The organism is Paenibacillus sophorae, from assembly GCF_018966525.1.
GTDB lineage: Bacteria > Bacillota > Bacilli > Paenibacillales > Paenibacillaceae > Paenibacillus_AQ > Paenibacillus_AQ sophorae.
Genome location: NZ_CP076607.1, coordinates 4,814,577 through 4,835,263, shown reverse-complemented (window position 1 = coordinate 4,835,263; position 20,687 = coordinate 4,814,577). Strand labels below are relative to the sequence as shown.

The following is a 20,687-nucleotide window of genomic DNA, read 5'->3' as shown; positions in this document are numbered from 1 at the left end:
TAACATCGTAAAAACAGACTGAATTATGTGCTGAAATAAACTAAACAGAACAAAACAATACGTAACAAAATTAAAACAAGTCTATACTATGCCATAATAAAAGACAAGAGAAAAAATCCGAAAATTTTCTAAGTTACGGGGAGATTCATTCCTGTCGATTTGTTGCGAATAATGTAGAAAAAGCATTGACAAGACACAGCCTGGACTCTATAATTTAAGAGTTTAATCCGACAAAAATGGTATGTTTAAATAGGGAATGTAAATTTATACCATTGGACGAGATGTATATAGTAAAGGAGCCAAGGCAATGCCGGAATTAAGCAATAGGCTGGACGGATTTACCGAATCGATTATTCGCAAAATGACTCGTGTAGCCAGAGAGTATGACGCCATTAACTTATCCCAGGGCTTTCCGGATTTCGATCCGCCTCGGGAACTGACGGAGGAGCTGCGGAAAGTAGCGGACGAAGGACCTCATCAGTATGAGATTACGTGGGGTTCCGAGTTGTTCCGGGAAAAGCTTGCGCTCAAGCAGACGAAGCTGATGGGTATCCCGGTAGATCCGGCAACGAATATTGTCGTGACCTGCGGCAGCACCGAAGCTATGATGGCAGCGATGATGACGGTGTGCAACCCGGGCGACAAGGTTATCGTATTCTCTCCGTTCTATGAAAATTATACGGCGGATGCGATTCTGACCGGCGTAACCCCCATTTATGTGCCGCTTGCCCCGCCGGAATTTCAGTTTGACCCTGCAAAATTGCGGAATGCTTTTGAACAGGGAGTCAAGGCGATTGTCCTGTGCAATCCGTCGAACCCGACAGGAAAAGTATTCACGCGCGAGGAACTGGAGGAGATTGCCCGGCTCGCGGTAGAGTTTGACACGTTCGTGATTACGGATGAAGTCTACGAGCATATTGTGTACGAGCCGCATGTACATACGTACATGGCCTCTCTGCCAGGTATGTTTGAACGGACACTGTCCTGCAGCTCGCTGTCCAAGACGTATTCGATTACCGGCTGGAGACTTGGGTACATTATCGGTCCGGCTCATGTCATTGAGGTCTGCCGCAAGGTGCATGATTTCCTCACCGTCGGAGCAGCCGCTCCATTGCAGAAAGCCGCCGTGAAGGGCCTCGAAATGGACGACGCTTATTACGAAGAGCTCGCCGAGGTATACGAGCGGAAGCGGACGCTGTTTCTGGACGGACTGGACCGGATCGGTCTCAAGTATTACAAGCCCCAAGGGGCGTATTATGTGCTGGTGGATATCAGCGAGTTCGGCGAGCCGGATGATTACAAGTTCTGCGAGTGGCTGGCGAAGGAGATTGGAGTGGCCGCGGTTCCGGGTTCAAGCTTTTTCCGGGAGGACGTCCACCAGTATATCCGGTTTCATTTTGCCAAGAAGGAAGAGACACTTGTAGAGGCGCTCAAACGGCTGGAGAAACTTGCGGCTTACCGGGGCGCGGAAATAACGAATATCAAATAAATTGAATGTGAGAGGAACAGACAAAAATGAACAAGATAAAAAAAGGGTTGGTCATTACACTGGTAGTTTCCCTGATGGGACTTCTGCTCGCCGCATGCGGCGGCAATGAGAAAGCGGCGGATGCGGGCGCATCGCCGGAGGCGAAGAAAGACATCAAGATTGGCGTATCTCCCGGCCCTTATGGCGATATGATCACAAAAGCGATTGCCCCATATATGGAAAAGCAGGGCTATAAGATTGAAGTCGTTCAATTTTCGGACTATGTGCAGCCTGACCAAGCGCTGGGCAGCGGAGAAATCGACGCCAATCTGATGCAGCACACGGTATATCTGACGAAATTCGCTGCGGACAACAAGCTGGACATCGGCAAGGTGATCTCGGTTCCGACAGCGGGCATGGGCGTGTATTCCAACTCGGTGAAGAATTTGGCCGATATTCCGGACGGTTCCAAGGTAGCGATTGCCGTAGATGCTTCCAATCTGGCGCGCTCGCTGCGTTTCCTGAAGGCTCTTGGTTTGATCGACCTGAAAGCCGATGTAGACCCGACCAAAGCCACCGTGCATGATGTATCGGTAAATCCGCATAACCTGGAGTTTGTGACGATGGATGCCGCCCAAATCTCGCGCAGTCTGGACAGCGTGGCTGTAGGTCTGATTCCCGGAAACTTTGCCATTGCGGCAAAGCTTGACCTCGCAAGCGCTCTCGCTGTTGAGAAGCTGACGGAGGATTACAAGAACGTCGTTGCTGTGCGGACACCTGATATTGAGGGACAGCTTGGCAAGGATCTGAAAGCGGCGGTCGAGTCGGAAGAGTTCCATCAAGCGATTGAAGATGCGAATGGAATTTTCAAAGCCTTTGATAAACCGGAATGGTATACAACCAAATACGGCAAATAATCAATCAGCTGTACAGCAGGGCATGAACGGTGTTGATTGCAGGAAAGGGTGCTCGTGGTGATTGTTCTTGATAAAGTCAACGTGATCTTTAAACAAAAGGGCCGGAGAATGCAAGCGGTCAAAGAGGCGTCCATTACGGTAGGCAAGGGCGAAATCTTTGGAATTGTCGGGCCGAGCGGAGCCGGGAAGAGCACTTTGGTTAGGGTAATCAATCTCCTGCAGCCGCCTGCTTCCGGCAAAGTCATTGTAGGCGGTCAGGATATTACCCGCTTCAAAGGCGCCGCGCTGCGCAAGGTTAGATTGAAAATGGGCATGATCTTCCAGCACTTCAACTTGATCAGCGGAGCGACGGTGTACAACAACATAGCGTTCGCGCTCAAAGCTAACAACTGTCCCGAGCAGAAGATTCGCGGCCGGGTGCTTGAACTGCTCGAGCAGGTGAATCTGTCGGACAAGGCGCAGGTTTATCCGGCCAATTTGAGCGGTGGGCAGAAGCAGCGGGTAGCGATTGCACGCGCTCTAGCGAACGATCCGGAAATCCTGCTGTGTGACGAGGCGACCTCGGCGCTCGACCTGGAGAACACGGAAGAGATCATCCGGATTTTGCGGCGCATCAACCGTGAGAATCCGATTACGATTGTGTTCATCACGCATGAAATGGATGTGGCCCGGAAGCTGTTTGACCGCATTGCGGTGATGGCGGAAGGTGAAATCGTGGAGGTCGGCGATACGTACCAAATATTCACGGAACCGCAGCATCCGCTGACCCGCTCATTGGTTTCCCGAGTGCTGAATATCGAAGTCCCGGAGCATTTGCAGCTGGCGGATCAAGAGGAAATGCTGAAGATCACCTACACTGGCGAGCGAGCTTATGAACCACTCATCAGCAAGGTGTCGAAGGAATTTGACGTGCTGGTCGATATTCTCCACGGCAAAATCGAATATATTCAAGGCAAGCCGCTCGGTATTCTGCTCATCAAACTAAGCGGGAACGCAGCGGAAATTGCCAGAGCCCGGGACTATATTTCCGGACAGGTGTTTAAAATTGAACGGATTTCCGCCGCGAAAGAAGGGGGAGAGCTGAATGGATAGCACCTGGGATATTTTGCGATTGGAGCTGCCCTCCGCTATTTGGGAAACGCTGATTATGATTGGCATTTCCTTAGCCGCTTCACTTGTGTTCGGATTGCTAATCGGTCTCATTCTGTATTTGTCAGCCAGTCCCCTGTTCTTTCCCAAACGGACGCTCAATGCGGTGATGGGCGTGCTGGTGAATGTGATCCGCTCCGTCCCATTCGTCATTTTGCTCGTGCTGCTCATTCCATTGACCAAGGTGATGGTCAACACGACCATCGGGCCGGTAGCTGCTTCGGTTCCGCTCGCCTTTGCTTCCGTCGCGTTCTTCGCCCGGCTGGTGGAAGGGGCATTCAGCGAAGTGGATAAAGGGGTGCTGGAAGCGGCCATTGCCACTGGAGCGGGCTTAGGTCTGATTTTGCGGAAGGTGCTGTTTGTGGAGGCGATGCCGGGCCTGATCCGGGCAACGACCGTGACCGTTATCAGTCTGATCGGTTATTCCGCAATGGCGGGCCTCGTTGGAGGCGGCGGGATCGGCGATCTGGCGATCCAGTACGGATATTACCGCTATGAAACGGGCGTGATGATCGCAACAGTCCTTCTGCTGATTGTCATTGTCCAGGGAGCGCAATTCGTCGGCGATTGGTGCGCCCGGGTATTTACCAGAAAGTAGAGGTGGGTTTCTTGCAGGAACTGTACAGCATTATTTCCGATCCGGAACGGATCAAGACGGAAGGAATCGCGGAAAAGTATGTTACGGATAATCTGGGACGCCTGCAGGGAACCTGCGACGCTCTGGTTTTTCCGGTTAGCACGGAAGAGGTCAGCGGAGTGATGAAATGGGCGTATGCGCACTCTGTTCAAGTGACGCCGCGCGGGGCGGGGACGAATCTCGTCGGGTCTACCGTACCGGAGCATGGGGGCATTGTGCTTGATCTGTCCCTGATGAACCGGATTGTGGAGCTGGACGAAGACACGTTGACGGTTACGGCCCAGCCGGGCATCCTGCTTGCAGATCTGCAAGCATATGTGGAAGCCCGCGGGCTGTTCTATCCGCCCGATCCCGGGGAGAAGCAGGCGACAATCGGCGGCAACATCAGCACCAATGCCGGCGGCATGCGGGCGGTCAAGTACGGCGTGACGCGGGATTATGTGCGCGGGCTGACAGCGGTCTTGCCGAACGGCGAGGTGATTCGCACCGGCGGCAAGGTGGTGAAGGACAGCTCGGGGCTGTCGCTCAAACATCTGCTCATCGGTTCGGAAGGCACGCTTGGCATCATCACCGAATGCGTATTGAAGCTTATTCCGAAGCCTGCGTTCGTAATGGGGGCGCTTGTGCCTTTTGACAGCCTGAAGACGGGGATTGACGCTGTAATTCGGCTCATTCACGAGAATGTGGGACCGACCGCTATCGAGTTCATGGAACGCAAGGTGGTTGCCCTGGGCGAGCGGTTTATGGGAGTCTCCTTTCCATACCCGGAGGCGTCGGCGTATATTCTGCTGTCCTTCGACGGCAACAGCGAGGGCGAAGTCCGCTCCAACGCGGAGCGCGCGCGTCAGTCTGTCGTTCACAGCGGAGCTCTAGACTTCCTGCTGCTGGAGGACAAAGAGACGCTGGACGAAGTCTGGAAGGTTCGCGGGGCGCTGGTCAGGGCGGTAGAAGCGGTGTCTGAGCAGGAGCCGGTAGATATCGTCGTGCCGATCAACAAGACGGCGGATTTTATCGCTTACGCTAATGAAGTGGAGCAGGAAAGCGGCGTGCAGCTGATCAGCTTCGGCCATGCCGGGGACGGCAATGTGCATTTATGCGTGGTACGCGGCGAGCGGGATGCGGAGGCTTGGCAGAAGGATTTGAAAGCCGTCATGAGCCGCATCTACGGAAAAAGCCATGAGCTTGGAGGCTTGACGTCGGGCGAGCATGGAATCGGGCTGAGCAAGAAGCCTTATTTCCAGAAAGCGACGGACCCGGCGCTGATCGCTGCCATGAAGCAGATCAAGGATGCGCTCGATGACCGCCACATTCTGAATACAGGGAAGATTTTTTGAGGAAAAGCACGCAAGATGCGTAAGGCCTTGCCCATTTAGGGAAGCCTGTATACGGTAGGGCAAGTAATAATATGTTAAGGCGGGAGCACCGTCACCAGTTTTCAGGGTGGCGATGCTTCTTTTTTGTTCCGGGAATATCAACAGGAAAGCGGCGATAGCTAATGCCTATCAGAAGATAGATTATTAATCTTGGTAAAATCTGAGAGATCATGCTAATCTGTTGACATCTGGCCAGATACATATTTGATTAATGAAGGAGGACAAGCAAATGGCACAGGATGAAAAACTGCTGGAGCCTAATGAACAAAATTTTGCTTTGGCCGCCCAATGCGTAAGCAAGGGAGGGGTAATCATCGCCCCCAGTGATACGAATCTGGCTCTGACGCTTAATCCTTGGGCTGATGAAGCCATTGACCGGGCTTTCGCCATCAAGAATAGACCGGCGACCTCCGCGTTGACTTTGTTTTTTCTGAATCCCAATGATTGGAAGGAATATGCGACGGCGGCTGATCCCGGGCTTGTCCAAGCATTCGTTGATGCTTATTGGCCGGGACCGCTCAATATTGTGCTCCCGAAGAAAGAGAATGCTCCTGATAAAATGGTTCGCGGCGGTTCCACGATCGCGATGGGCTGTCTCAGTAATCCCGTATGGCGTGGGATGATGCGTCATTTGGACATTCCTGTGACCATGACATCAGCGAATCTTTCGGGTCAGGCTGACGGCGTTCTTGTGGATATGAAGCTGGCTCTGAACCAAGTCGGGAGTAAAGTGGATTATATTCTGGAAGGCGGAGCTCAGGGTACGACAAAGTCCAGTACGATCATCAACCTTTCCGGAGAACCCCGAGTCCTGCGGTATGGAGATATTACTGTCGCCCAATTGAATCAAATCGCTCCCGTCTTTAAGGAAATTAGTTAAGCTCTAACTTTAACTTAATTTCATCGGCAAACTGCCAATATTCAAAAATCTCCTTTCAAGCCTGACCAAATCCGGCTCTAAGGGAGATTTTTGTCTCTTCCTGGATCTATTGTTGTTTCCCCAGCAGATTCAACTGCCACGTCACCCCGAATTTATCGCCAACCCAGGCGAATTTATCGCTGAAAGGGTATTTATCCAGAGGCATGAATACCTGGCCCCTTTCTGACAGCTTGCCGAACAGATTCTCGATTTCTTCCTCGGTCTCGCAATTGACATAGAGTGAAATGGCCGGTGTAAAAGTAAAGTCATGCGGCGTATTGCTGTCAATGCACATAAACTGCTGACTGTTTAGGGAGAAGACGGCATGCACCACGCTTCCTTCCGCTCCTGCCTCGCCAGGTCCGTAACGCTGAATATGCAGAATTTCCGACCGCTCGAACAAAGAAACGTAGAAGTTCATGGCTTCCTCGGCTTGTCCGGAAAACATTAGAAAAGTTGTGATCTTTTGATTATCCATATCTATCGCTCCTTTATCGAAATAGAAAAAACGAACCAAACTAACGAACATGCGTTCTATAAAAGTATTATTAATAAGTATCGACGACTTGTCAAGACCTTAATCATAATCATGAGAAAGCGCCTCTTAATTCTCTGTTCAATTTGTTAATAAAGGAGGATAATGGAATTGATGCAGGAAGAAAGTATAAGTAAGTTTTAAAGAAAAGGACGGCCGCCGCAATGACTGACTTTATTAAAGCAAGGAAAAAAGAAATGAGTTATCATGAGCAGTTTTACCGCGACACCGCTCTTTTTGAACCTGGGACCTGGTTATCTAAGCCAGTAAAAGTCGTAATGAATATGCTTCCAAGATTAGACCTTAATAAAAAAGTTAGAGTGCTTGACCTGGGATGCGGTGTTGGAAGAAACAGCATTCCTGTCGCGCATAGAATTCAGGACCTGCTGCCCGTCGCGATTGACAAACTTAGAACTTATGCAGAAGAATACAAGGTGAATGAAATTATACATACAGAAGTAGCGGATGCGGAATTTTATCAGATTAAACCAGGCCATTTCGATTACATTATCGCATGTTCCTGCCTTGAGCATGTCTCCAGCATAGCTGCTTTCCGGTCTGTGATTCAGCGGATGATTAACGGTACAAAACATAACGGTATCCATTGCATCCTGATGAGCACGGAAGTCATGGAATATCAGATTGAAACCGGCGAAGAAACGGAAGGAGAAATTGAATTAAATCTCAAGACGGAAGAAGCATTCAACACATTGAGAGAATTGTATATCGATTGGGAAATTTTAATTCAAAGGGTCGTGCCTCAAACGATTAACGAACATAAGTGCGATAAAGAAATTGAGTTCAGAAGCAATTGGCTTACTTTTGCAGCAAGAAAAAGGGATAATCAGAATCGGGGCGAGATTGGCTTTTGATGAAGCTGACGACCTTTCTGCCGGAATTGCTCCGCATGTGTCTTCTATTTTGGGCACAGAACATCATCCTATGAAATAGAAAGGTTAGTGTTTAAGACATTTTTTAATCCTAAAAGGGAGGCAGGTGGCCGCTTTGAGCAAATCAGAGGCTTTTGCTAGCTCTATCGCGCAATATTTGAACTATACCAAAATGCCTTGGGGGCGGTTGTTCTACGAGACGGCATGGCAGCAAATTGATCGGTTTTGGACCGGGCAGGGACAGTCGATTTTGGATATTGGCTGCGGCTTTGGCATTTCCAGCAATGAATACGCCAAGCGGGGGAACAAGGTTACCGGAATCGATCTGACTAAATCCATGATTGAGATTGCACAAGAACAGGGAACAGATGCTCAATTTATCAACGGTTCATTCGAGAATACGGATGACAGATTGGGGATCTACGATTGGGTGTTCTGCCACAACATTCTGGAGTATATGGAAGACCCGAAGCTTTTCATCAACAAAATCAGCGGCTGTCAAAAGCCAAACGGGTATCTATCCCTGATCGCGCACAATCCGGTGGCCAAAATCATGAAGAAGGCAATCATTAATAAAGACCCGGACTCCGCTCTGGCGAGCATGGAAAGCTGCAAGGAATACAGCGCAATCATTCAGACGGATATTACTACATTTTCTTGTGAACAGCTATCCGAATGGCTCGGTGAATCGGGATATGAAATGGTCGGGCGTTTCGGAATACATAATCTTTATGGATATATAGCGGATAACGAGATCAAACAAGATGAAGAATGGCATAATCAAATGAAGAAGCTGGAGCTTGAGCTTGGATGCCTGAGCCCGTACAGAGAGATTGCAATATTCACTCATATCGTTGCGACAAAGCAAATTTGAGGAGGCTTAAGCAGGTGACTGATTTAAGACTGATTGGGCAAGGCAGAACCGCCGATATATTTGAATACTCGCAAGGAAAGATTATCAAGCTGTACAAAAAGGATTTTCCCGCCGAGGCGATCAATCAGGAGCTTGTGGTCAGCGGGTTGGCCTGTTCACTCGGCATTCGCACGCCGGAGCCTTTTGGACATACACAACTGGACGGCAGGGATGGATTAATATTTCAGCGCATATCGGGCGTTTCTTTGCTTAGTCTATTCATCAAAAAGCCCTGGACCATTCCTAAATATTCAAAATTGCTGGCGAACCTGCACGCTGAAATCCATACTTATGAGGCAGCCGAATTGAACAGGAGACAGAAGCAGGTTCTCTGTGAGTACATACAACAAGCTCCTCTGCTTACTGAACAGGAAAAGGAAAAGATTATCCGCTACACGGAGAAATTGCCTGACGGGAACAAGCTGTGCCACGGCGATTTTCATCCGGATAACGTGATGTTTGACGGGGGTTATTGGATCGTTGACTGGATGACCGGAATGTCGGGAAATCCTGCCGGGGACGCGGCCAGAACGGTTATTTTGCTAAGTGTCGGTTCTATGCCTGACGGTACTCCAGCCCCCATTAAGTTATTTGTTCAATTCCTAAGAAACAAGCTGAAGGCAGCCTACATTAAAGAGTATCTTCGGGTAACCGGGCATGATTATTCAACCATAGACGAGTGGATATTGCCGGCAGCGGCGGCCAGATTAGTCGAATGGATTCCGAAGGATGAGAAAGATGAGTTGTTATCTATCATCAGAGCCAGGTTAAAGACATTGATATAAGCTTCATTGGATCGAAAGGAGAGGCCCAACGTTGATTTATGTAATCAAATTTATCTACAGCTTCGTGCTGCCCCCAGGAACATTTGTTGTGCTGCTGACGCTGCTGGCATTATGGCTGTTATGGAAAAAACAGCGCGGTCCGGCAGTGCTGCTGCTCGCCGTAACGCTGCTGCTGTATTTGGCGTCGGCGCCGATGATCGCGAACCCGCTGATGCGCAGTCTCGAATCGCGATATGCCCAGCCGGAGCAGGTTCAGGGCGACTGTCTGGTGGTGCTTGGCGGCGGAGCTACGACAGGAACGCCCGACATTGATGGCAAGGGCAGCTTGGGTGGGTCGGCGGCCAGCAGGCTGCTGACCGCGGTCCGGCTGCATCGTCTGACGGGATTGCCGGTGCTGTTCAGCGGCGGGCAGGTTTTTGCCGACAGCGGCAACGAGGGCGATATTGCCCGCAGGCAGCTGCTCGGACTGGGAGTGGATGAACGGAGTATTCTTATCGAGAACCGTTCGCTGAACACAGAGCAGAATGCCGAGTTTACGGCCGCGCTCATGAAGGAACACGGGCTGAGCCGCCCGGTGCTGGTCACTTCGGCCTTCCATATGCAGCGGGCGGTTGCGGAGTTCCGGCAAGCCGGAATGGAGGTCCAGCCATATCCGACCGATTACCATATAAGCGCCGCCGCCTCAGCGGCTTGGTATGCGGGCAAGCTGGCGCCCAGCCCCGGTGCAATTGAAACGGTGGGAACGACGCTGAAGGAATATCTCGGAATATTGGCAGCTGTGATCAAAGAAAAAATATAACAATGGAGGATCTATGTTATATCACTTAAGCGAAGAGCCCGGCATCGAAATCTTTCATCCCCGCCCCTCGAAATCCTTTCCCGATTTACAGCCGGTCGTCTGGGCAATCGACCATGAGCATGCCCCGCATTATTACTTTCCCCGGGACTGCCCCCGGGTGATCTACTCGAAGCCGAAGGGGGCGGCGGTGGAAGACACCGGGAGTTTTTTTGAGCATACAAGCGCAGATAAGATTATTGCCGTAGAGAGTGCCTGGCTGGAACGCATTCGCCATACACGGCTGTACAGATACACTTTTGCGGAAGATTCTTTCACATTATTCGACGAGACGGCAGGGTATTATATTTCGCTGGAAGAGGTCAGTCCCGTAAACGTGGAACCGATGGGCGATTTGTTGTCCAAGCTGCTCCAGGAACCGGTTGAGCTGCGTTTTACACCGGATTTGCATCCTCTGCGGAACCGTATAATTCAATCGACGTTGGATTTTTCAATCATTAGGTTCGGTAATGCCGTACCATCTAAATATTATTAATGGAGAAGAGTGCGGTCAGGAAATTAGTCATGGAGCGGCTGCAAAGAAGGACTTGAAGAAACGGGAAGAAGCGAGGTTGAAATATTGGAGAGAGGCATACATAAAGGGAAATTAAGAGGTACGGCTTTCTTTATTCTGCTGATCGTCATAATGTTGGTTATGCAGCAAGCGGTGAATTATTTATCCTATGATTACAGAGGACCCTCCGGCTATGCGCTCCGTATGCTGTCCAAAGTCGGATATGCGGAACCTTTTGCCCGAATGCTGCTCTGGTACGGGGTTCAAATCGGAATCACCTTCGTCCTGATCAAGCTGTTCCTTTCAAGGCCGCTCCATGAACTGGGTTTCAACTGGAAGAACGTGAGGGCGGGACTGAGGCTAATCGGCATCTTTCTTATTCTGTATCCGCTCGCGTATCTTTCTCTCCGGGGACTGCTGGTATATGAGGGAATTTACTCGCCGACAGGCGAGCTTCAACATCAGAGCACAGCCTATATCATTACGGATTTGCTGACTTACGGAATGCTGCCGGGCATTGGAGAGGAGCCGTTTTTTAGAATATTTGTCATTGAATACTTGGCTGTGTACGTGTTTGCGGGGCTGCGTGACAGAAAGATGAAATGGCTTTTGGCGACGGTTTCAAGTCTCCTTTTTTCACTGGGGCATGTGTTCGTCTTCTGGTCGCCCTTTTCGTTGCAGTATAACGGGGTGCAATTGATTCATGCTTTTCTGCTGGGATATTGGTATTGCTATATGTATTTTAAAACGGAAAGCATCGCCGCACCCGTGATTTGCCATAATTATTCGGATTTTGTCTATCGGCTGGCGTCGTGGATGTTAGGCTAACATTAAGGAGAGACTGCACATGGAAAATACCGAACTGGTACAGGTGGCGCCGGAGCATCCGGATCTGGCCCTGTTGATTGCACAGCTTGACCACTATCTGTTTGAGCTTTACCCGCCGGAAGAAGTCTTTCTGGTTGATTTCGAAGATCCTTACGTAAATGATATTTATTTTATCGTCGCTTACCTGAACTCCCGCCCAGTCGGATGCGGAGCGATTAAGAAGCTGGACGAAGAGCATGTGGAGCTGAAGCGTTTCTTCGTGGAGCCGGAGTTCCGGAACAAGGGAATCGCCCGGATGATTATGCAGCGGCTGGAAGAGGAGGCGGCAAATCAGGGATATAAGGGAATCAAGCTGGAAACGGGAGATCAGCAGACGGAGGCGATCGGATTCTACAAAAAGAACGGCTACGGCGAGATTGAACGGTTCGGAGAATACGCCGATTGTCGATCCAGCCTGTGTTTTGAGAAGAAATTGTAGATGACCCTATTCTATTTGATTCGTCACGGTGAACCGGATTGGCAGATCAATGAAAATTACAGGCTAAAAGGGCATGGACGGGATTTAGCACCTCTAACCGCACGAGGAATCCGCCAGGTGTATGAAACATCAAAAGATCAACGGTTGCGGCAGGCGGAGCTTATCATCACTTCCCCCTACACCCGGGCGATGCAGACCTCGGCGATTCTATCCAAGGAACTGTCATTGGACATCGCCGTCGAGTTCGACCTCCGGGAATGGCAGCCGGATCTCACATTCGAATATGATACGCTTGAGCGATTAAACGAACTCGTCCAAGACTATGAACGATGCGGCGGGGTGTATCCCCCGGGAGAAACAAGGATTTGGGAATCGAAGCCAATGCTGAAAAGCAGGGTGGACAGCGTCCTGAGAAGATATGCGCAGCATGAGGTTGTTATTGTAGTCGGTCATGGCATGGCTTTTCGGACCCAGGTGAACCGGGAGGATATTCCTTGCGCTTCCATTACGGAGTATGAGATTGGCAAATGAATATGACGTAACAGGAGAGGTGATCATTTGATTTTTTCGCATATTTTATTTGATCTGGACGGTACGCTGACAGACCCGAAGATTGGTATAACCAAGTCCGTGCAGTATGCGCTTGCCAAGTTTGGTATTGTCGAAGACAATTTGGATCGATTGGAGCCGTTCATCGGGCCGCCGCTGGCTCATTCGTTTCAGGAGTTTTACGGTTTTTCAGAGGCGGATGCTTGGCAGGCCGTGCAGTATTACCGGGAGTATTTTGCGGACAAGGGTATTTTCGAAAATGAGCTGTATTCCGGCATTCCCGAGCTATTAAGCATGCTCATTCAGCGGCAGGCCGTTCTGATCGTCGCGACTTCCAAGCCGCTTGTGTTCGCCGAGAAGATTTTGAAGCATTTTCAGCTGGAGCACTTTTTCCATGCGGTGGTCGGGAGCGGCCTTGATGGAACATTGTCGGATAAGAGTGAGATCATTAAGCATATCCTGGAAAAAGAGAATCTGGAAACAGCCGGAACCGTGATGATCGGAGACCGGAAGCATGATATTATCGGAGCGCATAACAACGGAATATCGTCGATTGGCGTCTTGTACGGGTACGGCAGCGCGGCTGAGATGGAAGCTATCGGGCCGACCTATTGCATACATACTGTACAGGAACTGTATGAAGCGTTTGCTTCAGAAGGAGAGGCGGCAGGTTCACTATGATTTCTATTAGAAAGATCGGCAGAGAAGATTTGCCAGAGTTAAACGGCTTGTATGAGGAGCTGACGGGACACAAGAGCAATGAGGCCAAGCTGGCCAGCGTATTCGAATCGGTTGAATATAATGACAACTACATTCTGCTGGGCGCTTTTCAAGACGATATACTGGCTGGTTCGCTGATGGGGATCATCTGCCAGGATTTTGTGGGAGAATGCAAGTCTTTTATGGTGATTGAGAATGTCGTTGTTGCCAGCCGTTTCAGAAGACAAGGTGTTGGCAGGGTATTAATGCAGGAGATCGAGCGGGCGGCGCGGGAAAAGATTGTACTTATATCATTTTTGTATCGGGCGGGCAGCGGGCGGAGGCGCATAAGTTCTACGAAGAGTTAGGCTATAGGAAAGAGAATGTGGTAGGGTTTCGCAAGCATTTTTAAAGGAGCATCAGATTAAGGAAAGGCGGGATAATGAATGCCGATCGACTTTCACGACCACAATAATCAATCGACCTATGCCTCCAGAGAGGCGGAAGCGAGCTGGATTCAAACGATAGAGAGGAATGTCCGGCTTCAAGGAAAGCGGGTATTGGATATAGGCTGCGGCGGAGGGATATACACAAAGGCATTAGCGCTTTCCGGCGCTGCCGATGTGACGGGAATGGATTTTTCGGCTGAAATGCTAAATGGAGCGGCGGAGAATTGCAGGGACATTCCGAACATCAGTTTTGCTCAAGGAAATGCGCTTGATACAGGTCTTAAGGACGGACAGTACGATATTGTGCTGGAGCGCGCGTTGATTCATCATATTAGAGACCTAAGCGCGTGCTTTCAAGAAGCCTATCGGGTAATGAAACCTGGCGGAAAATTCATCATCCAAGACCGGACGCCTGAAGATTGCTCGCTTGAGGGGAGTTCAAGCCATATCCGCGGCTATTTTTTCGAGAAATATCCGAAGCTGCTTCAGCAGGAAATTCAAAGACGCTATTCCGGCATTGAGGTTATTGACGCTTTAAGGCAGACCGGGTTCAGCCTGACCGCCGAGTTTTCATACTGGGAAACCCGTAGAAGATATGAGGACTTTGAACAGCTGGGGCTGGATTTGCTGGGCCGGACGGGAAGATCTCTACTATTTGAGCTGACGGATAATGAGCTCTCGGAGCTGGTGAATTTCATCGGGCAGCGTCTGGTAATCGGCCAACCGATACAAGAACAGGACCGATGGACGGTGTGGATCGCGGAAAAATAATACGAACGGCCGGAGGTGAATATTATCATGTCCAAGGATTTGCAGCCTGTTACATACCGCGAGTACACGCCGACAGGGGAAGAATTTATCACTTTGGTTGAAAGCGCGGGCTGGCACGGGGTAAAGGAGAAGGGAAGCGGGCAGCTGGGAGCGGCTCTGCGCCAAAGTTGGCTGGTTGTTTCAGCTTTTGAGGAGGATCGGCTGGTAGGAATGGGCCGGGTGATTTCGGATGGCATTTTTCAAGCGTTCATATGTGATTTGATTATTTTACCGGATTACCAGGGCAAGGGCATTGGCAGCGGTATTCTGGGCAGATTGCTCAAAAAGTGCAAAGAACAGGATATCCTGATGGTCCAATTGTTTGCGGCGGCGCATAAGTCCGGCTTTTATAAAAAGTTCGGGTTTGAGGAACGGCCTGAGGCGGCGCCGGGGATGAGATGGGTCAGCAAAGACAGCGTATAGCATTTTAGGAGAGTAAGTGGAGGTTTAACAAAAATACCGTAAGGTGAACCGTATGCCAATGTCTGAATATTATCAAAACCTGAGGGCTAAAGTAGGCTCGGGATTATTGTTCATGCCCTCGGTCGCAGCGATCATCAGAAACGATCTGAATGAAAGCTTATCGTGATCCCTTACCCTAGAGAGATCTTTTCCCGGCAAAAAAGAGAGGCAGCGATGTTTGAATAGATAGATGTGGAAGGAGAAGGGTATGAACATTGCCGCGATCATTCTTGATCTTGACGGAACCCTGTTAAATTCGGAGAAGAAGGTTACGGACAGAAATCTCAAAGCCATCCTTGCCTGCCATCAAAGTGGAATGCAAATTATTTTTGCAACGGCCCGGCCGCCGAGAGCGGTTAAACAGATGCTGCCCCAAAAGCTTCAGGATATAGGTTCCTTTGTCTTCTACAACGGCGCTATGGTGAGCTGCGTACAAACGAATGTTAACGCCCATTATTCAATCCCCTCTTCATTATCGAGAGAGCTGTTGGATTATTGCGTGGATTCCCATCCAGATATTGTTATTGGAGTGGAAGTTCAGGATGAATGGTTCAGTTTGCGCGAGGTGGATGATTCCGTTGTTAAGCATGTCCGGGGACGGCCTGTTCTGAAGACGATGGAAGAATTACGCCAGTATGACGCAACCAAGATTCTCATCAGTGGGCTTCCGGATTACAAGTTTTTGTTCGAAAGGTTCGGTTCAAGCCTGAATATTATTCTTACCGATAACGGAACGCTGGTGCAGATCATGTCCAAGGATGCTTCTAAGGAGCAAGCCGTTCGATTCTTATGCGAAAAATTTGGCATTTCTTTGGAAAAGGTTATGGCGTTTGGCGATGATTATAACGATATCGGACTGTCTGAAATTTGCGGGTACTCCGTTGCGATGGGCAATGCGGTTGCCCCTCTCAAAGCCATGGCGCAAGAAGTTACGGTCAGTAACGATGAGGATGGCGTAGCGTTGGTGCTGGAACAATATCTTTTGACAACAATAGCTGAATGAGAGGATTTTGTTATGGAAATATCGAAGGCGGAGCGGGAGGATGCGGCTGAAATATTGGAGCTTCAGTATCTGTCATACCAAAGCGAAGCGCAAATCTATAATGACTATACCATTCAGCCGCTGATGCAGAACTTAAGCGAGTTGGAAGAAGAACTGGAGAGGCACTTTGTGCTTAAAGCGGTGATCAGCGGCAAAATCGTAGGTTCCGTAAGAGCTTATCAAGAGAATCAGGTTTGCAAAATCGGCAAGCTGATTGTCCACCCGGATCATCAAAGTACCGGAATCGGGACGACCCTGCTAAATGCAATTGAACAGCAGTTTGGCAGTTGCCGCAAATATGAATTGTTCACCGGTGAAAAAAGCCAAAAAAATCTCTATCTATACGCTAAGTTGGGCTTTAAACCGTGTCGGAAGGTAGAGGTCGACCGGCACTTAACCATCATTTATTTGGAGAAGGAGCGAAAAATATGAATCGTAGGGAATATCGGTCTTACTATTTTCCATACTAGGTACTTCAATCCGAACTGAGGTACCTAGTGCTGGAACTTGGTGTCAAATCTGGAGTACAGCATAACCGACCCGTCAAAATTTTTAAGCTTCACGTACTCATCGGAGAACATTTGGACAAGGCCGGCGCCTACGCGGGAATACATGCCGTCAGGACCGATCTGCAGGGCGAACACGTATTTTTGCGCCAGTGCGGCGGTAAAAAATTCGGCGTTTTTCATAATCGTATATGGCATGACTTTCCCTCCTGGTTTTCTTGGACTAGCATATGGGAGCGCGTTAATTTGCTAAATTATACATCGGTGTTTCGAAAGTTTCAATAAGTTTTCAGTATGGTCACATTTTTGAATTTAGGGCAGCAAAAAAAGCAGCGGCAGGCGCTGAGTTCTGCGGCCTTTCGCTGCTTTTGGAATGACGTTATTGTTTGCTCTCTTCGCTTGTATTAACATCTTCAGGCGTGTCCCCGGTCAGACTCTCCTCAATATTGTCCATAATGCCCCCGACGATATCTTCCACCTTGCCGGTCGCCCCTTCCCGTTCCGCTTGGGGGTTGTCAGGATCGGGAATCGGCTCCACGCCGCTTCCCTTGGGATCCGTCAGCCTGTTCTTATCCTCCATGGGTTTTCATTCCTTTCTGCATAGGTCCGCTGATTAGGTTATGCAAAACCGGTCTTTCTATGTAACGAGTAGACCGGATCAGGGAGATTGAACGAGCACAGGCCTGACTGGACGGCATGGAAACAAGTAAGAATCTGGAGTGGACATTTGATCTCTGGCAGACACAAGCACGAACGGGAAAATGTCCCTTATATTTTCGGAAAAAGGCTGTCCTGGAACGATAAACGGGAAAAGCTCCGGCTTATTTCTCCAATTTCTTATGGTTTCGGCCAAATCGCCTGAATAAAGCGGAGAAATTCCCTTCCATGCCCTGTTTAAGCCGTTTTCAGATAAATAAGAGGGAGGAATTCCGTTTCATCCGTTCGCCCCCCTCCCATTTCCCGATCACCGTTTGACATACAGTACAGGCGGAAAATTTAGGATGAGAGCGGCTGATATGCTTTGAATTAATCGCGGAAAATATTATCAATCTTCGCGATTTCATCCGCGTTCAGCTTGACATCCAGCGTTTTGAGGTTGGCGAGAATTTGCTCCGGCTTCTTGGCGCCCGGAATAAGCGAGTCGATTTCGTCCCGGGTCAAATACCAGGCAAGAACCAGATTGGCGACCTCCGTATCCTTCGACTTGGCGATTCCGCGGAGCTGATCCACTTTCTCCAGGTTGCGGACAAAAGCTTCGCCGGCAAACTGCGGATTGTTCGCGCGGATATCGGAGAAGGTAGCGTTTCGGTCGTATTTGCCGGCAAGAAGCCCGGAGGCCAGCGGGAAATACGGAATAAAAGAAATGCCGTGTTCTTTGGCATAAGGCAGCAGGTCCTTCTCGGCTTGACGCGCGAGTAGGCTGTACTCCGATTGAATCACATCGACATAACCGTTTCGGTTGCCCTCGCGGAGCTGGTCGATGTTGAAGTTGGAGACGCCGATTGCCCGGATTTTCCCCGCTTCCTTCAGGCGCTGCAGCGCGCCTACGGCTTCGTCTTTGGGCGTATTCTCATCCGGAAAATGTATATAATACAGGTCGATATAATCCGTCTGGAGCCGTTTCAGGCTGGCGTCCACCGAAGCCTCCAGAAAGGCTGGAGAGTTGTCGAACACGATATCACTGCCAACCAGTTTATGCGCGCCTTTGGTCGCGATGATGATCTCGTCCCGGTTGCCTTTTTCTTTAAGCACTTCGCCAATAAGCTGCTCCGACCGTTCAGGCCCGTAAATATAGGCCGTGTCCAGAAAGTTAATACCATGCTCCAGAGCGGTACGAACCATCTCCTTACCGGTTTCGTCGTTCAGGTTCCGGAACAGGTTATGCCCGCCGACAGCATTTGTGCCGAGTCCAATGGGAGTAACATAAAGGTCTGTTCGTCCAAGCTGTTGTTTAATAGACATTAATATGTTCATCTCCTTTTGTATAGTTACTTATTAACTCAACTTTCGCACCTAAAAAATCAGCATAAACCCTTGAGGCAGTAAGAAGAATCCAATAAATTTGTCCGTATTGACAAAAAACACCTTGCTTGTTTGGTATCATGGAAGTGTCGAGCAACCATGCCAACAAGAAAGGTGCGTAACTCTATGTTACAACAACATTCCCTGTCTGAACAGTCTCGCTTTTCCAAACTTTTCGCTACTCTTCAAATCGGGAAATCCTTACGAAATGCGGGGATTTCCAAGTCATTTGGCCTTTCCAGTCTCGCGGTCTTTCAAATCGTCTTCTCTTTGGTATTTGAGGGAAAGAACTGGTTCCGGTTGCTAGAAAGCCAGCGGGGCACGTATCTTCCTGGAAAAGATGTCGTCTATCGATTCCTGAATCATCCTTCCTTTGCGTGGAGGAAATTTCTGCATACGCTAAGCTTTAGAATCGTGTCGCATTTTGAGTCACTCATTTCATCTTCTCGTGTGCGAGTATTCATCATCGACGATTCCGTGCTGAGCCGAAATCGGAGTAAAAAAGCCGAATTATTAGCTCGGGTATTTGACCATACGACAGGTAAGTTCACCAAAGGCTACACCCTGCTGACGCTAGGCTGGTCAGATGGCTTTAGCTTTGCTCCGCTTGACTTTGTCATGCTTTCTTCGGCCAAGCTTGCAAATCGAATCTGCGAAATGACTTCAAAAATCTCAAAACGCAGCATGGGGTACAAGCGTCGAATGGAGTCTTTCTCTCGAAAACCGGATGCCGTAGTCTCGTTGTTGGAAAGGGCGTTAGCTGCAGGTTTTACCGCTGATTACGTACTCATGGATAGCTGGTTTACTCAAGCCCCACTTCTTCGCCAATTAACGGACAAAGGCCTTTCCGTCATTGGGATGGTGAAGGAGATGAAACAGCGATATCTTGTTCAAGGACAGCGAATGACGCTACGTGAAGTCTTTCAAAGCCTTCCGAAGTCGAGTTCCAAAGACATTAAAGGTTCCATGAGCATACACACGACCTGCGGTCTGCCCGTGAAGCTCGTTTTTGTGCGCAACCGCAACAAACGGCGGGAATGGCTTGCGATTTTAAGTACAGACGTCTCCCTGGATTCCGCCGAAATCGTGCGAATTTACGGGATGCGTTGGAATATAGAGACCTTTTTCAAAGTAACCAAAAGCTATTTAAAACTCGGAACGGAGTTTCAAGGCCGTTCGTTTGACCAACTGATTAGCCATACTACCATTGTATTCAGCCGTTATTTGGCAATGGAATACGAACGTCGTCAAGCCAGTGATGATCGAACACTCGGTGGACTCTTTTTTCTCTTTGCGGACGAGGTCCGCGATCTGAACTTCCAGACTGCGCTCCAGCAACTCATGATTTTATTTCTCGAAATGGCTCAAGCGAAGACCAAGAAGAACCAAACGTCGGTTTTTTGTCAACTGCAGGATTGGATCTCTAGTTTACCCAGCTATATCAAGGGTTTGTTTAAAGATTTGAGCTGCGAAAGTTGAGTTATTAAGTATAACAAATGTATGATATATAACCAAAAGTTGACGGGCAGCGCGTTAAGCCCTCCCCCGCAGAAGGGGGAGGGCTGCCGTATTAGGATGAGCAATTACTTAAATGGTAGAGCCAACTGCTGCCGCAGGAGCTAGGATTGCAATGTGGACAACGCTTTCAATTTCCAGGCGACAATCTCTTTGAAAATGTCTTTAATACTCAAGTCTAAGCGCTTTCTTTGGATCTTGAGGATGTCTTCCGATTTTACGGTTACCTTCCTTCCGTAAACCGTAACCTCCCATTCATAGCCGGAGCCTGAAGGTTTCCTTACCACGGACATTTCGTAAGAAGATTGGCGCGCCTCATCATTAATTGCCTGAACATCCCGTGATAAACGTTCGAGCCTTTCTTCAGTAGCGTTGTGAAATAAGAGAACCAT

At 49.3% G+C, this 20,687-nt stretch carries 25 protein-coding genes and 2 pseudogenes; 22 read left to right on the top strand and 5 right to left on the bottom strand.

The window, feature by feature from the left end; all coding sequences use genetic code 11:
- Positions 1-307: 307 nt before the first annotated feature.
- The 6 genes from KP014_RS23490 to KP014_RS23465 all read left to right on the top strand — a co-directional run bounded on the left by KP014_RS23490 (position 308) and on the right by KP014_RS23465 (position 6,424).
- A complete protein-coding gene (locus KP014_RS23490; RefSeq protein ID WP_036599536.1) occupies positions 308-1,489 on the top strand; it encodes a pyridoxal phosphate-dependent aminotransferase in 1,182 nt (393 codons plus the stop codon).
- Positions 1,490-1,515: 26 nt separating this feature from the next.
- Complete coding sequence (locus tag KP014_RS23485) at positions 1,516-2,385, top strand: MetQ/NlpA family ABC transporter substrate-binding protein (protein WP_036599534.1); 870 nt, start codon at positions 1,516-1,518, stop codon at positions 2,383-2,385.
- 57 nt (positions 2,386-2,442) lie between these two features.
- Positions 2,443-3,477 carry a methionine ABC transporter ATP-binding protein gene (locus KP014_RS23480; protein WP_036599568.1) on the top strand — a complete coding sequence of 345 codons (1,035 nt, stop codon included), beginning with the start codon at positions 2,443-2,445 and terminating at the stop codon, positions 3,475-3,477.
- Positions 3,470-4,132, top strand: a complete 663-nt coding sequence (locus KP014_RS23475; protein WP_036599533.1) for a methionine ABC transporter permease — start codon at positions 3,470-3,472, stop codon at positions 4,130-4,132. Before KP014_RS23480 ends, KP014_RS23475 begins: the two co-directional genes overlap by 8 nt.
- An 11-nt stretch (positions 4,133-4,143) precedes the next feature.
- Positions 4,144-5,505 (top strand): FAD-binding oxidoreductase, encoded by a 1,362-nt coding sequence (locus KP014_RS23470; RefSeq protein ID WP_216700414.1) that lies wholly within the window; start codon positions 4,144-4,146, stop codon positions 5,503-5,505.
- A 268-nt stretch (positions 5,506-5,773) separates the two neighbouring features.
- A complete protein-coding gene (locus KP014_RS23465) occupies positions 5,774-6,424 on the top strand; it encodes an L-threonylcarbamoyladenylate synthase (protein WP_036599531.1) in 651 nt (216 codons plus the stop codon).
- A 106-nt stretch (positions 6,425-6,530) separates the two neighbouring features.
- Here KP014_RS23465 and KP014_RS23460 read toward each other — a convergent pair whose 3' ends face one another.
- Complete coding sequence (locus tag KP014_RS23460; RefSeq protein ID WP_036599530.1) at positions 6,531-6,941, bottom strand: VOC family protein; 411 nt, start codon at positions 6,939-6,941, stop codon at positions 6,531-6,533.
- 215 nt (positions 6,942-7,156) lie between these two features.
- Here KP014_RS23460 and KP014_RS23455 point away from each other — a divergent pair.
- The 15 genes and pseudogenes from KP014_RS23455 to KP014_RS23390 form a co-directional block, all read left to right on the top strand.
- A pseudogene (locus KP014_RS23455) lies at positions 7,157-7,870 on the top strand (class I SAM-dependent methyltransferase); the annotation flags it as partial.
- Between the two features lie 133 nt (positions 7,871-8,003).
- A complete protein-coding gene (locus KP014_RS23450; RefSeq protein WP_090834326.1) occupies positions 8,004-8,762 on the top strand; it encodes a class I SAM-dependent methyltransferase in 759 nt (252 codons plus the stop codon).
- 14 nt (positions 8,763-8,776) lie between these two features.
- Positions 8,777-9,586, top strand: a complete 810-nt coding sequence (locus KP014_RS23445) for a phosphotransferase family protein (protein WP_036599524.1) — start codon at positions 8,777-8,779, stop codon at positions 9,584-9,586.
- A 31-nt stretch (positions 9,587-9,617) separates the two neighbouring features.
- Complete coding sequence (locus KP014_RS23440; RefSeq protein WP_036599521.1) at positions 9,618-10,385, top strand: YdcF family protein; 768 nt, start codon at positions 9,618-9,620, stop codon at positions 10,383-10,385.
- 13 nt (positions 10,386-10,398) lie between these two features.
- On the top strand, positions 10,399-10,917 hold the full coding sequence (locus KP014_RS23435; RefSeq protein WP_036599518.1) for a DUF6886 family protein: 519 nt from the start codon (positions 10,399-10,401) through the stop codon (positions 10,915-10,917).
- An 84-nt stretch (positions 10,918-11,001) separates the two neighbouring features.
- Positions 11,002-11,763, top strand: coding sequence for a CPBP family intramembrane glutamic endopeptidase (locus KP014_RS23430; RefSeq protein ID WP_036599515.1), 762 nt, complete (start codon positions 11,002-11,004; stop codon positions 11,761-11,763).
- A gap of 19 nt (positions 11,764-11,782) precedes the next feature.
- Positions 11,783-12,241 carry a GNAT family N-acetyltransferase gene (locus tag KP014_RS23425; RefSeq protein ID WP_036599513.1) on the top strand — a complete coding sequence of 153 codons (459 nt, stop codon included), beginning with the start codon at positions 11,783-11,785 and terminating at the stop codon, positions 12,239-12,241.
- Positions 12,242-12,772 carry a histidine phosphatase family protein gene (locus tag KP014_RS23420; protein WP_036599510.1) on the top strand — a complete coding sequence of 177 codons (531 nt, stop codon included), beginning with the start codon at positions 12,242-12,244 and terminating at the stop codon, positions 12,770-12,772.
- Between the two features lie 27 nt (positions 12,773-12,799).
- Entirely contained in the window at positions 12,800-13,471 is a 672-nt protein-coding gene (locus tag KP014_RS23415; protein ID WP_036599508.1) for an HAD family hydrolase, read from the top strand.
- Positions 13,468-13,857, top strand: a complete 390-nt coding sequence (locus KP014_RS23410) for a GNAT family N-acetyltransferase (RefSeq protein ID WP_246590570.1) — start codon at positions 13,468-13,470, stop codon at positions 13,855-13,857. The genes KP014_RS23415 and KP014_RS23410 overlap by 4 nt, the downstream gene beginning before the upstream one ends.
- Positions 13,858-13,935: 78 nt before the next feature.
- On the top strand, positions 13,936-14,709 hold the full coding sequence (locus KP014_RS23405) for a class I SAM-dependent methyltransferase (RefSeq protein WP_036599506.1): 774 nt from the start codon (positions 13,936-13,938) through the stop codon (positions 14,707-14,709).
- Positions 14,710-14,736: 27 nt separating this feature from the next.
- The gene (locus tag KP014_RS23400; protein ID WP_036599504.1) at positions 14,737-15,171 is read left to right on the top strand and encodes a GNAT family N-acetyltransferase; all 435 of its coding nucleotides are present in this window, start codon (positions 14,737-14,739) and stop codon (positions 15,169-15,171) included.
- Positions 15,172-15,223: 52 nt separating this feature from the next.
- A pseudogene (locus KP014_RS29480) lies at positions 15,224-15,331 on the top strand (NUDIX hydrolase); the annotation flags it as partial.
- Between the two features lie 87 nt (positions 15,332-15,418).
- Entirely contained in the window at positions 15,419-16,213 is a 795-nt protein-coding gene (locus KP014_RS23395) for a Cof-type HAD-IIB family hydrolase (RefSeq protein ID WP_036599503.1), read from the top strand.
- A 12-nt stretch (positions 16,214-16,225) separates the two neighbouring features.
- Positions 16,226-16,684: a GNAT family N-acetyltransferase gene (locus KP014_RS23390; protein WP_036599501.1), complete on the top strand. Its 459-nt coding sequence runs from the start codon at positions 16,226-16,228 to the stop codon at positions 16,682-16,684.
- Positions 16,685-16,746: 62 nt separating this feature from the next.
- Here the strand turns inward: KP014_RS23390 and KP014_RS23385 are convergent, their stop codons facing one another.
- The 3 genes from KP014_RS23385 to KP014_RS23375 all read right to left on the bottom strand — a co-directional run bounded on the left by KP014_RS23385 (position 16,747) and on the right by KP014_RS23375 (position 18,720).
- Positions 16,747-16,956: a hypothetical protein gene (locus KP014_RS23385; RefSeq protein WP_036599499.1), complete on the bottom strand. Its 210-nt coding sequence runs from the start codon at positions 16,954-16,956 to the stop codon at positions 16,747-16,749.
- A 181-nt stretch (positions 16,957-17,137) separates the two neighbouring features.
- Entirely contained in the window at positions 17,138-17,338 is a 201-nt protein-coding gene (locus KP014_RS23380; RefSeq protein WP_036599497.1) for a hypothetical protein, read from the bottom strand.
- A 446-nt stretch (positions 17,339-17,784) separates the two neighbouring features.
- Positions 17,785-18,720, bottom strand: a complete 936-nt coding sequence (locus KP014_RS23375) for an aldo/keto reductase (protein WP_036599494.1) — start codon at positions 18,718-18,720, stop codon at positions 17,785-17,787.
- Positions 18,721-18,906: 186 nt separating this feature from the next.
- Here KP014_RS23375 and KP014_RS23370 point away from each other — a divergent pair, with 186 nt between their 5' ends.
- The gene (locus KP014_RS23370; RefSeq protein ID WP_036587643.1) at positions 18,907-20,259 is read left to right on the top strand and encodes an IS4 family transposase; all 1,353 of its coding nucleotides are present in this window, start codon (positions 18,907-18,909) and stop codon (positions 20,257-20,259) included.
- Positions 20,260-20,399: 140 nt separating this feature from the next.
- Here the strand turns inward: KP014_RS23370 and KP014_RS23365 are convergent, their stop codons facing one another.
- Positions 20,400-20,687 carry a hypothetical protein gene (locus KP014_RS23365; protein WP_036604134.1) on the bottom strand — a complete coding sequence of 96 codons (288 nt, stop codon included), beginning with the start codon at positions 20,685-20,687 and terminating at the stop codon, positions 20,400-20,402.

What these genes read in the sequence shown, in the direction of transcription:
- KP014_RS23490 (WP_036599536.1), top strand. Translation starts at nt 308, where the DNA reads ATGCCGGAATTAAGCAATAGGCTGGACGGATTTACCGAATCGATTATT.
- KP014_RS23485 (WP_036599534.1), top strand. Translation starts at nt 1,516, where the DNA reads ATGAACAAGATAAAAAAAGGGTTGGTCATTACACTGGTAGTTTCCCTG.
- KP014_RS23475 (WP_036599533.1), top strand. Translation starts at nt 3,470, where the DNA reads ATGGATAGCACCTGGGATATTTTGCGATTGGAGCTGCCCTCCGCTATT.
- KP014_RS23465 (WP_036599531.1), top strand. Translation starts at nt 5,774, where the DNA reads ATGGCACAGGATGAAAAACTGCTGGAGCCTAATGAACAAAATTTTGCT.
- KP014_RS23460 (WP_036599530.1), bottom strand. Translation starts at nt 6,941, where the DNA reads ATGGATAATCAAAAGATCACAACTTTTCTAATGTTTTCCGGACAAGCC.
- KP014_RS23435 (WP_036599518.1), top strand. Translation starts at nt 10,399, where the DNA reads ATGTTATATCACTTAAGCGAAGAGCCCGGCATCGAAATCTTTCATCCC.
- KP014_RS23425 (WP_036599513.1), top strand. Translation starts at nt 11,783, where the DNA reads ATGGAAAATACCGAACTGGTACAGGTGGCGCCGGAGCATCCGGATCTG.
- KP014_RS23420 (WP_036599510.1), top strand. Translation starts at nt 12,242, where the DNA reads ATGACCCTATTCTATTTGATTCGTCACGGTGAACCGGATTGGCAGATC.
- KP014_RS23410 (WP_246590570.1), top strand. Translation starts at nt 13,468, where the DNA reads ATGATTTCTATTAGAAAGATCGGCAGAGAAGATTTGCCAGAGTTAAAC.
- KP014_RS23405 (WP_036599506.1), top strand. Translation starts at nt 13,936, where the DNA reads ATGCCGATCGACTTTCACGACCACAATAATCAATCGACCTATGCCTCC.
- KP014_RS23400 (WP_036599504.1), top strand. Translation starts at nt 14,737, where the DNA reads ATGTCCAAGGATTTGCAGCCTGTTACATACCGCGAGTACACGCCGACA.
- KP014_RS23395 (WP_036599503.1), top strand. Translation starts at nt 15,419, where the DNA reads ATGAACATTGCCGCGATCATTCTTGATCTTGACGGAACCCTGTTAAAT.
- KP014_RS23390 (WP_036599501.1), top strand. Translation starts at nt 16,226, where the DNA reads ATGGAAATATCGAAGGCGGAGCGGGAGGATGCGGCTGAAATATTGGAG.
- KP014_RS23385 (WP_036599499.1), bottom strand. Translation starts at nt 16,956, where the DNA reads ATGCCATATACGATTATGAAAAACGCCGAATTTTTTACCGCCGCACTG.
- KP014_RS23380 (WP_036599497.1), bottom strand. Translation starts at nt 17,338, where the DNA reads ATGGAGGATAAGAACAGGCTGACGGATCCCAAGGGAAGCGGCGTGGAG.
- KP014_RS23375 (WP_036599494.1), bottom strand. Translation starts at nt 18,720, where the DNA reads ATGTCTATTAAACAACAGCTTGGACGAACAGACCTTTATGTTACTCCC.
- KP014_RS23370 (WP_036587643.1), top strand. Translation starts at nt 18,907, where the DNA reads ATGTTACAACAACATTCCCTGTCTGAACAGTCTCGCTTTTCCAAACTT.
- KP014_RS23365 (WP_036604134.1), bottom strand. Translation starts at nt 20,687, where the DNA reads ATGGTTCTCTTATTTCACAACGCTACTGAAGAAAGGCTCGAACGTTTA.